The sequence below is a fragment of the Thermoplasmata archaeon genome (assembly GCA_038729465.1).
In the GTDB taxonomy this organism is placed as follows: Archaea; Thermoplasmatota; Thermoplasmata; order Thermoplasmatales; family ARK-15; genus JAVRLB01.
The window spans coordinates 1-15,537 of record JAVYRZ010000008.1 but is presented as its reverse complement, the minus strand read 5'-3'; the positions used below and the strand labels follow the sequence as shown (position 1 = coordinate 15,537).

The following is a 15,537-nucleotide window of genomic DNA, read 5'->3' as shown; positions in this document are numbered from 1 at the left end:
TATAAATCGGATATATATAATTTAATTAAAATTTCATACGGTCAGAAAAAAGTAAAAAAATATTAAATATCCAGAATACACTATAACCCAATATGAAATTTAGAGCTGAAAAAGTATCTAAAATATACGGCTCCAAAAATTATGCTTTAAAAGAAGTTTCATTTGATATTGATTTAAATGGAATATTCACTATAATTGGAAAAAATGGTGCAGGAAAAACAACATTAATAAGAATTTCTTCAACTCAGCTTTTGCCAACTTCTGGCAAAATAACAATAAAGGGATATGATGTGGTGACGGATGCTGAAAATATAAGAGAGTTTATCGCCGCCGTGCCGCAGGAAGCAAGAGCTATCCCCTGGCTCACACCGATACAGACTGTATTGTCTTATCTTATGTGGAGAGGTTATTCATATCGTGAAGCAAAAGAAAAGGGAAAGGATGCGCTCAGAAGCCTCGGTTTAGGAGATGTAGAAAATGAAAAAAACAGAAAGCTTTCTGGAGGGCAAAAAAGAAAAGTTTTAGTTGCAACCGTCATAGCGAGCGAAGCGCCGCTAATATTTTTGGATGAACCTACCACGGGTCTTGATTATCTTTCGCGAAAAGAGCTTTGGAACCTATTATCCACCATTAAAAAGGATAGATTGATAATATTGACCACCCACTACCTAGAGGAAGCCGAGATTCTGGGAGACAAGATAGGCATTCTTGATCAAGGAAAGTTAATTGGAATAGGCAATATTGATGAGTTAAGAGGAAAAATGAAATATTCATACAGCTTGAAAGTTTATTCAGACAAATTAAACATAAATGTGGAAGATGGGCTAATAAAAAAATCAGCAAATGGAGAAATACAGGTATATACAACAAAAGATCAAGTTTATAAAATAGCCATGAAGTTGATAACAGAGAATATAAGGTTTACAGTTCAAGAAGTTTCACTGGGAAATATTTTTGAATTTTTAGTAGGTGATCACATTGAAGATTAGTAAAAAATTATTTTATCAAGTCACTGCATCTGTACTTGTAAATTCGATATATGCCATGTTAAACTATCCGGTAGTGCTTATTAACACACTACTTGCACCGTTATCATTGCTTGCTGTAGTTACATTTGCGAGCCATGGCACTTTGCTGCCTATCGCTGCAGAAGGTGCGTTGATAATGAACATGGTTTCAAGTGGGATATCAATGCAAGGTGATTTATCACACTTAAAAAATGATATGAGATTACAGGATATGATAGTAAGTTCACCAACTCCTGCAAGTGTTTATGTGTTAGGCATGGCAATTTCGGAGATAGTATATTCAATTCCTACAATAACGCTCTTGGTAATATTGAATATTATTTTTGTAAAAATCACGCTTGTAGGGGGTATAACTATTTTCTTCGATATGTCCTTAATATTTACTTTTTCAGTTTCTCTTGGATTCTTGCTTTCAACACTTTCATCAGACATTGTCCAGAGCTGGGCATTCTCTGGCATACTTTCCCCATTATTATCTACCATTCCTCCAGTTTACTATCCAATAAGTTATATTCCATATCCATACAGATATTTATCCTATATATCCCCGACTACATACTCAGCTGAAATAGCACAAAACGCTGCAGGATATATTCACCTAAACTATATTAGCTTGGTACTTACCTGGGCAGTATTAATAATCGTCACTCTTTTCATGTTATTTCTTGCAATTAAAAAATCTAAATGGAGAGAATAATTATTAATGCCTATGAAAAATCAATTAAATTAGTCAGAAAGAGCGTATATATTATATAAGAGATCTGCTATTTATCAGAGTATATGGTGATATATCATGAAAAGTAAAGAAACAAACAATAAATTAATGGTAACCTTTGAAAAAAAGGATATAATAGAAAGTGATTCTGCAGTAAAGATAATAGGTTTATTTGAAGATTATCTGCCTGAAAAAACAGATAAGATATTGATTGCCAGTGGTACAAAAAAACAGCTTGAAAAATTGAATTTTCAGGGAAAGATTAAAGAAGAATTGCTTTTACCATCTGATAAGGGCAATTTATTACTCATTGGATTTGGAAAAAAAGCAAGTTTCAATATTCAACTGTACAGAAATATGCTTGCACAGGCTTTAAACAGCTCCAAAAAAAGAAAATTCAATACTATTTCCATTGAGCTACCTTCAGTTTTTGAGCCAGAGATAGCGGGATATGAAGCTTCGTTTGTTTCGGTAGTAGTGAATTATGATTTTTCACAGTATAAAGCAGAGAAAAATGATACTATTAAGATCGTGAAAATACACAGTAAATCTAATATTGCAAAAAATATAGAAGAAGGGAGAATAGTAGGAGAGGCTGTTAATCTAAGCCGTACATTAGGTAATTTGCCTCCATCTGTCGGAACTCCGACATATTTTGAGAAAGAAGCAAGAAAAATTGAGGGTATAAAAATTACGGTACTCGGTAGAGAAGATTTTATAAAATTAGGAATGGGTGGATTGGAAGGTGTATCTAGAGCAGCTAGAGAACCAGCAAAATTAGTTATTATGGAATACAAAAATTCAGAATCCAAACCAGAACTTTTAGTTGGAAAAGGCATAACATTTGACAGTGGTGGACTATCAATAAAATCAACAGAAGGAATGGAAGATATGAAATTTGATAAATGTGGTGCTGCTGCGGTTTTAGGCGCTATGAAAGCTATATCAGAATCAGAACTGAAAGTTCATGTAGTAGGCATAATGCCACTGACCGAGAACCTACCTGGCGGTAATGCTTACAAGCCTGGAGACATACTTAAACATTACAATGGTAAAACGTCCGAGATCTTATCTACAGATGCAGAAGGTAGGCTAATTTTAGCAGATGCACTTGCATATGGCACAGAAAAATATGATCCTGCCCATGTAATAGATCTAGCAACTTTAACAGGGGCCTGTGTAGTCGCTCTGGGCGATAATATTGCAGGGATAATTTCAAACAACCAAGATTTTCAGCAAAAAATGATAGACGTATCAAAACGGACATGGGAAAAATTATGGCCGCTGCCCCTAGATGAAGAATTCAAAGAGCAGATAAAAAGTGATGTAGCAGACATAAAAAATACAGGTGGTAGACCAGGAGGAGCAGAAACTGCTGCTGCATTTTTAAGCAATTTTGTCGGTGAAAAGCCCTGGATTCACCTTGATATTGCTGGGACTGCAAGCACAAAAAAGAACCTGGCTATTTTCACTAAAGGAGCTACTGGATTTGGTACAAGATTACTATATGAATACCTAAAGTCAATATCTTAGAACGCTCACATTCTATATGATAATTTATAAGAATTTAGGCTGAAAATGCTTTTTATTAGGCTAATAAAAAGAGTCTGTGCATTTATCGATATCTAGAGCATTGGATTTAAAGCATTGATTTGAACTTACGTGATTTCCACCCCACAGCTTACACAGCTGGTTTTCAACCTCAGTGACCAGATTTGCCATTTTGGGTGCCGCATAAATCAAAAGCAAGATTTCACTTCCATAATTTTCAGGATGTCAATGATAATCTGCCTCTTTGTTGCATGGAAATATGAGGAAATCCAGAACTTCCAATTTCATAATTCTTTTGAAATTTCGCTGTACCGCCCCAAAAGTTATTGTTTCAACCTGTTAATGAACTGGAAAATATTGAGAAATAGTGTTAGTTTGAAAATAGTCTTTATCAAATTGATAGTTCTGGCTATTTTACTTGCCTAGAGAAAATATACTATTGCATTATTGATGAATAATTTCTGCCTGTTCATGGCATGAATGAAGTGGACAGAACAGTGAATAGTCAGATTTGCTCGTCATCTAGATCTAATCATATAGAATAAGCCTTTCTCGCTCTCATCTTGATAAGGGAGAATTCCTGTTTGCAAATGTTAAAAAGAGTCAAAAGTTTTACAATTTGTCTAGAAAAAATTAATATCGTTCATTTATTTTTTAGGTAAAATATTTAAAGGTTTATTTTGATAACTAATTTATGATCATAAATGATTTTTTATATAGAAAATTAGCTGAGTGGGATAAAATGTCAAGAAAGGGTTTTGGGCACTACATTTTAAAAAAGGGTGTGCATGGTATTGCGAAAGAGCTAAAGAATGATGAACAGATAAAAGAGCTTTGTGAGAGTATAACAAACAAGAAGAAAAATGGTGAACAAATAATCTTGGAAATGGCTGGTCCAAATACTGACATAACAAACATTATTCTTGACGCAATTTCTGAAGTTTGTGGATGTGATAGTTTAAGAGGGAGTTTTATTGAAATTGTGGTAAGGGAAACGATTGTTAGATATTTTTTCAGATTTTTGAGACCACCTTGAAAATTAACGAAAAAATCGGAAAGACTTTTTTTAAAAAATCCAGTAACATATAGGTTAGTATAAATTGTCAATAATTACCTATTAAAGTTATATTTTTTATTGTCTACATCAATTTTTTACACTAATATCTCAGATCATTACCATATTTTAATTTTAGAAATTTTTATCTATGATAGTGTTTTCATGACAATTATGAATAATAGTAAATGGATAAGATATTTTATCGGTGCATTAATTACGATAATATTAGGGTCTGCAACTATATTTACTATAGATTTTTTGTTAACTTTGCCGGCTATAAAATCATTATTAAAAGGATTCAACATCTCTATATCAATATTGAACACTGTAATAATAATAATAATCCTCTCTTTAATGGCATACCTAGTTACAAAATTTATAGGAAAAACTGTATACTATTATGCATCTAAAAGAATCGGTGAAAATGATAGCAAAAGATTAAGAACTGTTTTTGAAATAACTGTATTCTCGATCCTCATATTTTTAATACTTTTTACTGTGGGTGTAAACATTACTATTGCACTGCTAAGTGCTGGATTTTTAGGTATCGTGCTGGGCATTGCAGCCCAGCAAGTTTTGTCTAATATATTTGCAGGGTTTTATATCTTATTTTCCAAGCCTTTTAAAATAGGAGATACAATTACGATAGTTACATGGCAATTTGGATTGGTCGGGGCTACATATCCGCACGAAAATATAGTGCCTGGCTATAGGGGAAGAGTGGAAGAGCTTGGATTTCTTTATACTAAAGTATTGAATGATGAAAATCTGCTAATATCTATCCCAAATTCTATAGTAATACAGGCGATGATATATAATCATACGTTATCTAAAAGTAAGCTCTCTAGGACTAGGATAGATGTCCCTACGAGTATACCAGTGGCTAGATTTAAAGAAAAAATGATAGAAAAATTAAAAGAAGAAAATATTGTGAACAATGGGATTGGATTTGATATAAAAGTTCTTGCAGTTTCAAAAGATTATTATAATGTCGTAGTATTAGTTTCAACAAATTCTAGTAATCCAGAAATTGCTAATGATATAGTTTTAAGAAAGGCACTGGAAATAATTAATGGTTGAGATTATAAATGTCAGAAAAGCTATTGAGCTCTTATTGCAAACAGATTCTATTAAGGTCAATAATTATATATCATTTTTAAATAAAAATAATCAAAATGATTAAATAGTGTATTTCAATAATCTATTTCAGGTGAAATATATGGCGCCTGACGAAATAACAGAGAAGATTTTGAAAGTATTATCCGATGCAGATAAACCTTTGAGCTCTGCAGAAATTGGCAAACTATCAGGATTACCAGCCAATAAAATATCTGCTAAGCTAAAAATTCTAGCTAAGGATGAACTTATAAATTCTCCTGCCAGATGCAAATATGCCTTAAGTGAAAAAGGTAAAAAACAATTGCCACCGTAGCTCAGTCGGTGGAGCGCGTGCTTGGTAAGCACGAGGCCCTGGGTCCGATTCCCAGCGGTGGCTTTCTTATAGAAGTAAAGATCCCTTATGATATTATGATACAAAAAATGTAATTGGAGAACGATAAAAGGATGGATGATCTAGCTATAAAAATAAAAAATTTACGAGAGCATGCTAATCGTGTAGACAAGCCTGATGACTACATTGCGGCATGGCATGAAAAAGACAGGCTTAATACTGGAATAGAAGAGGCTTTTGTTTTAATATTTAGAACAAACGGTTGTTTTTGGGCACATATATCAGGTTGCAGCATGTGCGGATATTTTAATGATACAAACAAAAGTGACATAAAATCAGATAATTTAGAGAAGCAGCTGGACAAAGCGCTAAAAAAATACAATGGTGAAAAGCTTGTAAAGATTTATACATCTGGCAGTTTTCTGGATGATAGAGAAGTTCCATTTCAAGTTCAATATGAAATATTAGAAAAATTTAAAGATGCAAAAAAGATAATAATTGAAACCAGGCCAGAATTTGTGACGGATTCAAAACTAAAGGCACTTGCCAAATATAAAGAACAGCTTATCATTGCGATAGGACTAGAATGTGCCAATGATGAAATACTTAAAAATTCGATTAACAAAGGGTTTACTGTCAGCGATTTTGAACGGGCTGCAAGATTGCTCAATGAACACAGTATACCTTTAAAAACATATATATTAGTCAAGCCACCATACACCACAGAAAAAGAGGCTATTGAATATGCAGTTTCTACTGCAAAATTCGCAGCCAAGTATTCTTCTTATATTTCATTTAACCCTGTAAACATACAGAGTTTCACACTGGTTGAAGAGCTATGGAAAGAGGGGTCTTACAGGCCACCATGGTTATGGAGCATAATCGAGATCTTAAAGAGGACTGCAGGGCTGGGAATAGTGGTTTCGTATCCCACTGGAAGCTTTGAGCGCGGTGCGCATAACTGCAAAAAATGTAATGAAAAGGCTTTGAGCATCATTACAAATTTTTCATTAACACAGGACAAGAGCGTATTGGATCAAGAACTGGATTGTGAATGTAAAGAGTACTGGAAAGAGATTTTAGAAATTGAAGATTATACATTACAAACAATTGGAAAAGAAGCGGAATATGATAAATTTAAAAATCGGGCATTTTAGATTTTTATTAGAATCCAAGAACAATAAAAAGCGGTGAGATGTATGGTTAAAAAAAATGTAGATCTTTCAGTGTTTGGTCATGTAAACATTGATGAATACATAAAAGTTCCAAAAATTCCAAATTTCGGGTCAATAAATATAACAGAGAGAAATACATATTTAGGTGGCACAGCTGTAAACATTGCCAAAGTTTCTGCCATGCTAGGGTTAAGTGTTCAGATTTATTCAATAGTCAGCAACAGTTTTCCTAGACAGTATATAAAGTATCTGGAGACATTGGGAATAGACACAAAAAATTTGCAAATTGACAAAGATATATCGCATGGGCCAAGCTGTTATATAGTATCAGATGGAGAAAAGCAAGTTGCTTACATAGATCAGGGGCCCATGGAAACCATGGAAAATTTCAAGATAAAAAGCAAACCTGCAGGAACATGGATTCATTTTGCCACTGGAAAGCCTGAATTTTACATTAATATAATGCGAGAATATGATCTTGAAAAATCCAAGATATTGTTTGATCCGGGGCAAGAGCTCACATACAGGTATGATAAAAAGAGTTTTCTATCACTGTTGGACAGTGCTGAGATAACGGTAATGAATGAAAAAGAGTTTGAGTTTGCCAGAAAAATGGTAGGTATCAACACATTTAAAAACGCGAAAAACATAATTATTACCAAGGGTGCCAAAGGTTGTGAATATTTTACGAGATCCGTAACTATTGAGCAAGAAAAAGTATATGCAGGAGAGACTACAGGTTCTGGTGATGCATTTAGAGCTGGGCTATATTATGCACTGAAAAATAATCATGATATTATTGAAGCATGCAAAATTGCAAATAAAGTTGCAGCTATCGTTATAAAACATGGAATTTATAAGATAAATTCAGAGGATCTCTTAAGCGAGCTCTAACAGCATTTTTTTGTATTTATTCTTTAAGTTTAAAGCATCAGATTCAGACTTTGCATCTGAATAAATCCTGATTATGTCTTCTGTACCCGAGGCTCTTATCAATACCCATCCTTCTTTTTCGTATATTTTCAAGCCATCAAGAAAATCAATTTTTTTATTTTTAACTTTTTCAGCAAGTTTATTTATAATCAATTCTTTTTGATTATTTGATATCTTTACAGAATCTTTAGACTGATAATATTTTGGCAGCTCTTCAATAAGAGCTTGTATTTTTTTACTTGTATCCGCCATAATTTCAAGTATTTTAGCAAGAGCCATGGCACCGTCCCTGCAATATTGGTGTTCTGGGAATATTAAGCCGCCATTTTCTTCACCGCCAAACAGGGCTCCGTTTTCAATCATTGTTCTTGAAACGATCGGAGCACCCACTTTTGTGTAAACAATCTTGCCATTATGTTTATTCACTATTTCTTCGACAATGCTGGAAGTACTTACGGGTGTGACGATTATGCCACTTTTTTTGATGAGCATATACTTGGTAACAAGTGCCAATGTTTTATCGCCGTATATGAAGTTACCAACATTATCTACAAATATTGCTCTATCTGCATCACCGTCATGTGCTATTCCAAGATCAAATTCAGAGGTGTGCATAAGACTTATGAGATCTTTTAAGTTTTCAGGTCTTGGCTCAGAATAATGTCCAGAAAAGTAGCCATCAGGATTAGCATTTAGGGTAACTACGGTGCATCCCAGTCTTCTTAAAAGCTCTGGTGTAGTATAATAAGATGCACCGTTTGAACAATCGGCCAGAACTTTAAATTTTTTGCTTTTAATAAGCTTTGAGTCCACTTTAGAAATTACTGAATTAATATATTCTTCATTCACATCATTAAAAATGTATAAGTTTCCAATTTGTAAATTATGGTTTTCTATAAATTTTCCCGAATAAAAAATACTTTCTATTTCATCTTCTTTCTCTTTAGATAGCTCTGTGCCATCAGTATCAATGCATTTAATACCGTTATATTCCGGAGGGTTATGAGATGCCGTGATTATAACTCCAAACAGATTGTTTTTTTTGCAATAAAGTTGTATAGCGGGAGTTGGGGCGATACCCACATCGATCACGTCAATATTTAAAGAGATTAATGTTGATGCAACAATGTTTTTTAAATATTCGCCCGAAAATCTGGTATCTCTACCTATTACAATTTTGCCAGTACCCACATATGTGCCTATAGCCTTAGCCACGGTAAGAACAAAATCAGGAGTAAGATCTTGATTGACTATACCTCTGATTCCATTAGTTCCAAACAGTTTCTGATGCTCCATGTTAATCATGCATGAACATATATTATAAATACCTTTCAATTATTTGATTTTTTATTTTCCATGGCTAATTTAGATTCTCATTTTTTATGTTTTTCGATCTTATCATTTTTCAAAGTTCGTGGACGGAGACCTTGCACTAGACTAGAAAACTCATGATCAAAAACGATCTAAAGATGTATATGACCTGAGTCAACTTTCAATGAAAGACAAAAAGATTAAATTAAATGTAATATATCTCTGTGTAATGATAACTTTAGGCATAGAAGGCACTGCTCATACAGTAGGCGTTGGAATATTAAAAGATGATAAAATACTGGCAAATCTCACAAAGATGTATATTCCAAAAGAGGGTGGCATTCATCCCAGAGAAGCGGCAAATCATCATGCAGATAATTTAGTACCATTGCTGAAACAGGCTTTAGCGCTGGCAAATGTTGAAATAGATGATCTAGACCTTGTCTCATTTTCCATGGGTCCTGGCCTTGGTCCATGTTTACGTACTGTAGCTACTGCAGCAAGAGCATTATCTTTAAAGTTAAAAGTGCCGATTATTGGAGCGAATCATTGTATTGCACATTTGGAAATTGGAAAGTTGCTAACCGGTGCCGAAGATCCTATTCTCGTTTATCTATCAGGCGGGAACACTCAGATCATTTCTTACAAAGATGGAAAATATCGGGTATTTGGAGAAACGCTTGACATTGGAATTGGCAATTTACTGGATAAAGTTGCGAGAGAGTTTGGATTGCCATTTCCGGGAGGTCCTAAAATTGAAAAAATGGCATTGGCTGGAGAAAAGCTATATCCCTTACCATATTCTGTAAAAGGCATGGATGTTTCTTTTTCTGGCCTTTTTACAGCTTCAATGGCATATTATAAGAAAGGCATCAGTCAGGAAGATATCTCTAAAAGTGTTCAAGAGACCGTGTTTTCAATGATAACAGAAGTCACAGAACGTGCACTTTCACATTTGAACAAAGATGAAATTCTTTTAGGTGGAGGTGTGGCCAGAAACAGGAGAGTGCAAGAAATGCTAAAGATCATGGCAGAAGATAGAGGGGCACATTTTTATTCTCCACCAGGAGAAGTGTGTATTGATAATGGCGCAATGATTGGATATTTGGGCTATTTAATGTATAAAAGTGGAATTCGCATGGATATTAAAGACACGGAAGTAGATCAAAAATTTAGAACAGATGAAGTAAATGTTACATGGCTAAAATATTCTGAGCATTTTAAAGATTATGGCACTTTACCCGGAGCGGAGGCTGAAATATTAAACACCGAATTTTTTGGCAGAAAAGCAATAAAGAAAACAAGAATTGTAAAAAATTATCGTGATAAAAAATTAGATTTAGAGCTAAGAAAAGAAAGATTGAAAAAAGAGGTACGATTGCTAATAGAAACTAAAAAGATAGGGATCAATGTGCCAATAGTTTACGATATAGATTTAGTGGAGATGTCTATTGTGATGGAATATATCCCCGGGCCCACTTTAAGAGAGATCTTTGACAACCTTTCCGGTTCTGAGAAAGATCAAGTAGCTGATAATCTAGGAATGGCTGTTGCAACTTTGCATAATAACAAGATTGTACACGGAGACTTGACCACAAGCAATATAATATATTATAACAACAAACTTTATTTTATAGATTTTAGTATGGGGGATAAGAACGCAGAACTTGAAGACTTTGGTGTAGATCTACACCTTTTAAAGGAATCTTTTTTGAGTGCACATTATAAATATTACGATTATTTTGGTAAAATAATAGAGAGTTACCAAAAATATTGTAATAGTAGCTCTGAAATCTTGGATAAATTAGAAGAGATCGAGAAGAGGAGAAGATATTCATGACACTTAATATAATCACATCCAACATTGGAAAATACAGGGAATTTTCAGAAATATTACAGGAATACAATATAAAAACAAATTTTATTCATCAAGAGTATCTTGAAATTCAGGCAGATAATACGGAAGAAGTGGTAAAATTTGGGCTATTAACACTATCTGAAAAATATGACAACTTCATAATAGACGATTCTGGTCTTTTTATAGATTTTTTGGCCGGATTTCCAGGAGTATATTCTTCCTATGTTTTTAAAACGCTTGGAAACAGTAAAATACTCAAATTGATGGAAAATGCAGATAATAGAAACGCTTATTTCAAAACTGTAATTGGGTTATCTAGATCTCATAAATTTTATTATTTCACGGGAATATGTAAAGGATCTATTGCTAAAGAACCAAAAGGTAATAATGGATTTGGCTACGATCCTATTTTTATACCAGAAAACGAAAAAAGAACGTTTGCAGAACTGGATATTCATGAAAAAAATAGAATTTCGCATCGAGGATTGGCAATAATGAGCCTTGTAAAATTCCTAAATCTCTGATTTAATTTTAAGCTATTTCCCGACTAATTGATAAAAGATGTTTTTTCAGATAAATAATATATGAGCAAAAAAGTATTATAATACATAATATATTATGGAAGCCAGAGACTATGAATTTCAAAAGTTTACGTGAATATATAATATTTTTCTCCGTACTGATTATAGGATTAGGACTATTCGCTGCAATTAGTTCTTTTTATGGAGTATTTCTAAGTACCTATCAACCAGACTTCTTCAAAATAATCAATGATACATTAGGATACTGGACTGTCTGGATACTTATACTTTCAATTATTGTAATATTCATAGGTGCTTGGTACACTTATGACACAATTAAAAAAAGAAGAAAATTTGAAGAATATATTAATACTGACAGTAAAGCAAATTTTATAAAGCACATGAAGGATCTTGAAGTAATATCTTATAAATTAGGGCCAAGATATCAAGATATATTAAAAGAAAAAAAGCAGAATTGGAAAATTAGGTAGTTTTTAAATATAGGTCTAGGTAATAAAATGCTATGCAAGAAAATAAAGAAGAGAAAGTAAAAGAATTCTTTGGAAAAAATGCAGATAAATACGTGAAGAGTTTATCTCATGAAAAAGGTGGAGATCTGTATAGACTATTAGCGCTTTTAGAGCCTGAAAGTTCAGATATCGCTGCAGATTTTGCTACAGGCACCGGTTTTACAGCTATCGCTTTGTCCAGATATGTAAACAAAGTTTTTGCTATTGATATTACTGTTGAAATGCTTGCTGAAGCAAAGAAATTAGCTGTAAATAACAACATAACAAATATAGAATTTCTAAATGAGAATGTAACTTGTACCTCATTTAAGGACAATTCCTTAGATATAGTAGTTACAAGAAGAGCTGCACATCATTTTTCAGATAAACAAGCTTTTGTTTTGGAAGTTAGAAGAATATTGAAAAATGGTGGAAAATTAGGTATTGTAGATATGGTGATACCCGAGAGTGACAATATCAGTTTTTTCAATACCCTTGAAAAAACAAGGGATTCTTCGCATAATGAAGCTCTAAAATATACAGAATGGCTGGCTATGTTGGAAAAATTTGATTTTACAATAGATCGTTCAGAACTTTTTATTGAAAAGATGAATTTTAAAGATTGGTTATACCCACTGGCGGTAGACAGCATAGAAGGTATTAACTGCTTGAGATTTTTAAAAAATCTAAAAGAAGAGGCAAAAGAAATTATTCAATTTGATGAAAATAGTTTAACTTTTATAAAAAAAAGGGCGGTTATAATAGCTAAGAAGTAACAAAATAAAGATCAAGACGTCTTTAAGTTTAAATAGTCATATGAAATATAAGGTCATATGGAAAATGAAGATTCTGCAGGAAATCCAAAATATTCAGAAAAAGCGTTAGAATACTCAAAAAAATATAATGGTAAGATCCAAACTTTGCCAAAGGTCCCTGTAAAGGAACTTAATGATTTTTCAATTTGGTATACTCCAGGCGTTGCAGCGGTATCTTTAGCTATCGCGAAAGATGCTGATCTTTCGTATGATATGACATGGCGATGGAACTCTGTAGCGATAATAACAGATGGCACTAGAGTATTAGGACTTGGAAACATTGGCCCTTATGGCTCATTACCGGTAATGGAAGGTAAAGCGCTAATATTCAAATATCTGGGAGGTGTAGATGCAGTGCCTATTCCTGTTAATGTTCATGACAAAGATAAGATTATGGATACTGTAAAGGCGATTGAGCCCGCATTTGGAGGTATAAACCTTGAAGATATAGAATCTCCAAAATGTTTTTATCTTCTAGAAAAATTGAGTGAGTCTATGGAGATACCAGTATGGCACGATGATCAACTGGGAACCGCTGGTGCCACTCTGGCCGGTGTATTTAATGCATTGAAATTAACTGGAAGAAGTGTAAGAGATACAAAGGTAGTATTTATGGGCGCAGGTGCTGCTAATATAGCAACCGTAAAACTGTTCAGAGCCGCTGGATTTAATATGGAGAATATCATCATGGTAGATTCACATGGCATACTGCATGCAGAGAGAGAGGACATGGATAGTTTAATGAATAATAATCCTTGGAAATATGATCTTGGATTAAAAACAAACGGGCGAAAATTAAAAGGAAGTATTCAGGATGCTCTTGTCGGTGCAGATATTCTCGTTAGTGCTTCACGTCCAGGGCCTGGTGTCATTAAAGGAGAATGGATTAAGAAAATGGAAAAACGTGCAATTGTATTTGCTCTTGCAAACCCTGTCCCTGAAATATGGCCACATGAAGCTAAGGCAAGCGGAGCGGAGATTGTAGCAACCGGAAGATCTGATTTTCCAAATCAGATAAATAACAGTATTGTATTTCCAGGCGTTTTTAGAGGTGCTCTTGATTCTCGTACTCGAAAAATTAATGAGCCGATGATTATCGAGGCTTCTCAAGAACTGGCATCTTTTGCTGAAAAGAGAGGGATAAATGAGAACTATATAATACCCAATATGGAAGAGTGGGAAGTTTTTCCAAATGTTGCAGCCGCTATAGCAAATAAATCTGTTGAAGAGGGACTTGCTAGAAAAAAGGCTACAAGAGAAGAATTTTATATTAAAGCTAAGGAAATAATTGGAAAAAATAGAGAAATAATTGAAAAGTTAATGAAGGAAGGTTTTATAAAGGATATAGAGAGGTGATATTATGGAAATAAAAATAAGAGAATTAGAAGAAAAGGATCTAAATGAGGCTACGAATTTAATATCCAGACTGAAGAGATTTAATGCAGAGCATGATACATTATTTTCTTTGAACGAAAATCTTGAAGAAATAGTAAAAAAATACTTGAAAGATTCTATAGGCCGCAAAGAGAGAGATGCGCTGGTAGCAGAAGATAATGGAAAGATTGTTGGAATAATTATGGTTGAAATCATTGACAGGTTATTTTATAAACCAAAAAATGAGGCTCGGATAACTGAAATCTATATATTACCAGAATATAGAAAAAAAGGGATGGGTGGAAAATTAGTCAACCAAATTATGGAAAGAGAAGCGAAAAAAGGTTGTATGATCCTTACAGTTGAGTTTCCCTCAGAAAATCTGTTGGCACATAAATTTTATACCGGACAGGAAATGAGAAGCATAATCTCAGTCTATGGTAAAAGTTTAAAATAAGTATATAAAAGATTTACCTGATTTCAATAACCAGGTAATAGCATTTTTTTATATATGTAATTTCTTTTTTAAGATTTGTCAATTCTCCGCTGAAAGATATTATCAATTAACACAGCTCATATATTTCGAAAACAAATTAAATGATTCAGATAAAAACGTTCAGCATAATGAAATAATATTTTCATATTAACGAAGATTTAGCACAGTAGATCGCTTTAATTCCCTTGTCGAATCAAAGGGACTTCTCGTTCGAAAGGTTAAATTTAAGATATTAATGGAATTTCGCATATCCGTTCACTAAAAAAATAGTAGCTTTACTGCTTATCCAAAAATCTTTAGCAAAGTCATAAATTGATAAAAAGCTATAAACATATATATTATAGAGTATTGAGTATTTATACAGCATAATAATGTTTATATATTAATAATACTATTAAGTATTCGTGTTAAGTTTAGTAGATATCCTGTCTGGCTATGAAATACGATATAAGAACTATTTAAAGAAGAATGATGTAGAAAGTGCTAAAAGAGAGATGGAAAAGATTCTTAGAAGCCTAGATGAAGAAGGTGTCATGCCGTCAGAGTACCGTCAGATACGTAAGATATTTCTAAATCTTTTTGATAGTTATATATCTATTTCCGATATTTCAAACGCAGCAAAAACATTTGATTATTTAGTAGCTATCAAGACTGATTTAGATCAGATTAAACCAAGAGCAATAACTCTAATAAAAGATGCATATAACAAAAAGATAAACATAGATAAAACATTAAAAAGTATCA

Annotated in this window: 16 protein-coding genes and 1 tRNA gene; 16 read left to right on the top strand and 1 reads right to left on the bottom strand. The window is 33.3% G+C overall.

The features are described 5' to 3' along the window. Positions 1-92 precede the first annotated feature (92 nt). The 9 genes from QXQ25_03725 to QXQ25_03685 all read left to right on the top strand — a co-directional run bounded on the left by QXQ25_03725 (position 93) and on the right by QXQ25_03685 (position 7,870). Positions 93-989: an ABC transporter ATP-binding protein gene (locus tag QXQ25_03725; protein ID MEM0160814.1), complete on the top strand. Its 897-nt coding sequence runs from the start codon at positions 93-95 to the stop codon at positions 987-989. Beyond that, positions 970-1,725 carry an ABC transporter permease gene (locus QXQ25_03720; GenBank protein ID MEM0160813.1) on the top strand — a complete coding sequence of 252 codons (756 nt, stop codon included), beginning with the start codon at positions 970-972 and terminating at the stop codon, positions 1,723-1,725. Before QXQ25_03725 ends, QXQ25_03720 begins: the two co-directional genes overlap by 20 nt. Before the next feature lie 96 nt (positions 1,726-1,821). After that, positions 1,822-3,276 carry a leucyl aminopeptidase gene (locus QXQ25_03715; GenBank protein MEM0160812.1) on the top strand — a complete coding sequence of 485 codons (1,455 nt, stop codon included), beginning with the start codon at positions 1,822-1,824 and terminating at the stop codon, positions 3,274-3,276. Positions 3,277-3,988: 712 nt separating this feature from the next. Then, positions 3,989-4,330 (top strand): hypothetical protein, encoded by a 342-nt coding sequence (locus QXQ25_03710; protein ID MEM0160811.1) that lies wholly within the window; start codon positions 3,989-3,991, stop codon positions 4,328-4,330. A gap of 192 nt (positions 4,331-4,522) precedes the next feature. Beyond that, positions 4,523-5,431 (top strand): mechanosensitive ion channel, encoded by a 909-nt coding sequence (locus QXQ25_03705; protein ID MEM0160810.1) that lies wholly within the window; start codon positions 4,523-4,525, stop codon positions 5,429-5,431. A gap of 139 nt (positions 5,432-5,570) precedes the next feature. Continuing rightward, positions 5,571-5,783: a winged-helix domain-containing protein gene (locus QXQ25_03700; protein MEM0160809.1), complete on the top strand. Its 213-nt coding sequence runs from the start codon at positions 5,571-5,573 to the stop codon at positions 5,781-5,783. After that, a tRNA-Thr gene (locus QXQ25_03695) sits at positions 5,774-5,846 on the top strand. The genes QXQ25_03700 and QXQ25_03695 overlap by 10 nt, the downstream gene beginning before the upstream one ends. 68 nt (positions 5,847-5,914) lie before the next feature. Further along, positions 5,915-6,958, top strand: coding sequence for an archaeosine biosynthesis radical SAM protein RaSEA (locus tag QXQ25_03690; protein MEM0160808.1), 1,044 nt, complete (start codon positions 5,915-5,917; stop codon positions 6,956-6,958). Between the two features lie 42 nt (positions 6,959-7,000). Then, positions 7,001-7,870: a PfkB family carbohydrate kinase gene (locus QXQ25_03685; protein MEM0160807.1), complete on the top strand. Its 870-nt coding sequence runs from the start codon at positions 7,001-7,003 to the stop codon at positions 7,868-7,870. Here the strand turns inward: QXQ25_03685 and glmM are convergent. Then, on the bottom strand, positions 7,856-9,205 hold the full coding sequence (glmM, locus tag QXQ25_03680; GenBank protein ID MEM0160806.1) for a phosphoglucosamine mutase: 1,350 nt from the start codon (positions 9,203-9,205) through the stop codon (positions 7,856-7,858). The two genes, QXQ25_03685 and glmM, sit on opposite strands and share 15 nt — an antisense overlap. 244 nt (positions 9,206-9,449) lie before the next feature. Here glmM and QXQ25_03675 point away from each other — a divergent pair, with 244 nt between their 5' ends. The 7 genes from QXQ25_03675 to QXQ25_03645 form a co-directional block, all read left to right on the top strand. Next, the gene (locus QXQ25_03675; protein ID MEM0160805.1) at positions 9,450-11,060 is read left to right on the top strand and encodes a bifunctional N(6)-L-threonylcarbamoyladenine synthase/serine/threonine protein kinase; all 1,611 of its coding nucleotides are present in this window, start codon (positions 9,450-9,452) and stop codon (positions 11,058-11,060) included. Beyond that, the gene (locus QXQ25_03670) at positions 11,057-11,602 is read left to right on the top strand and encodes an XTP/dITP diphosphatase (protein MEM0160804.1); all 546 of its coding nucleotides are present in this window, start codon (positions 11,057-11,059) and stop codon (positions 11,600-11,602) included. The genes QXQ25_03675 and QXQ25_03670 overlap by 4 nt, the downstream gene beginning before the upstream one ends. Positions 11,603-11,712: 110 nt before the next feature. After that, a complete protein-coding gene (locus QXQ25_03665; GenBank protein ID MEM0160803.1) occupies positions 11,713-12,090 on the top strand; it encodes a DUF3198 domain-containing protein in 378 nt (125 codons plus the stop codon). 32 nt (positions 12,091-12,122) lie between these two features. Further along, positions 12,123-12,884, top strand: a complete 762-nt coding sequence (locus QXQ25_03660) for a class I SAM-dependent methyltransferase (protein MEM0160802.1) — start codon at positions 12,123-12,125, stop codon at positions 12,882-12,884. A 57-nt stretch (positions 12,885-12,941) separates the two neighbouring features. Continuing rightward, positions 12,942-14,279 (top strand): NADP-dependent malic enzyme, encoded by a 1,338-nt coding sequence (locus QXQ25_03655; protein ID MEM0160801.1) that lies wholly within the window; start codon positions 12,942-12,944, stop codon positions 14,277-14,279. 4 nt (positions 14,280-14,283) lie between these two features. Then, positions 14,284-14,754 carry a GNAT family N-acetyltransferase gene (locus QXQ25_03650; protein ID MEM0160800.1) on the top strand — a complete coding sequence of 157 codons (471 nt, stop codon included), beginning with the start codon at positions 14,284-14,286 and terminating at the stop codon, positions 14,752-14,754. Positions 14,755-15,197: 443 nt separating this feature from the next. Next, a partial coding sequence (locus QXQ25_03645; protein ID MEM0160799.1) for a hypothetical protein occupies positions 15,198-15,537 on the top strand: 340 nt, incomplete at its 3' end.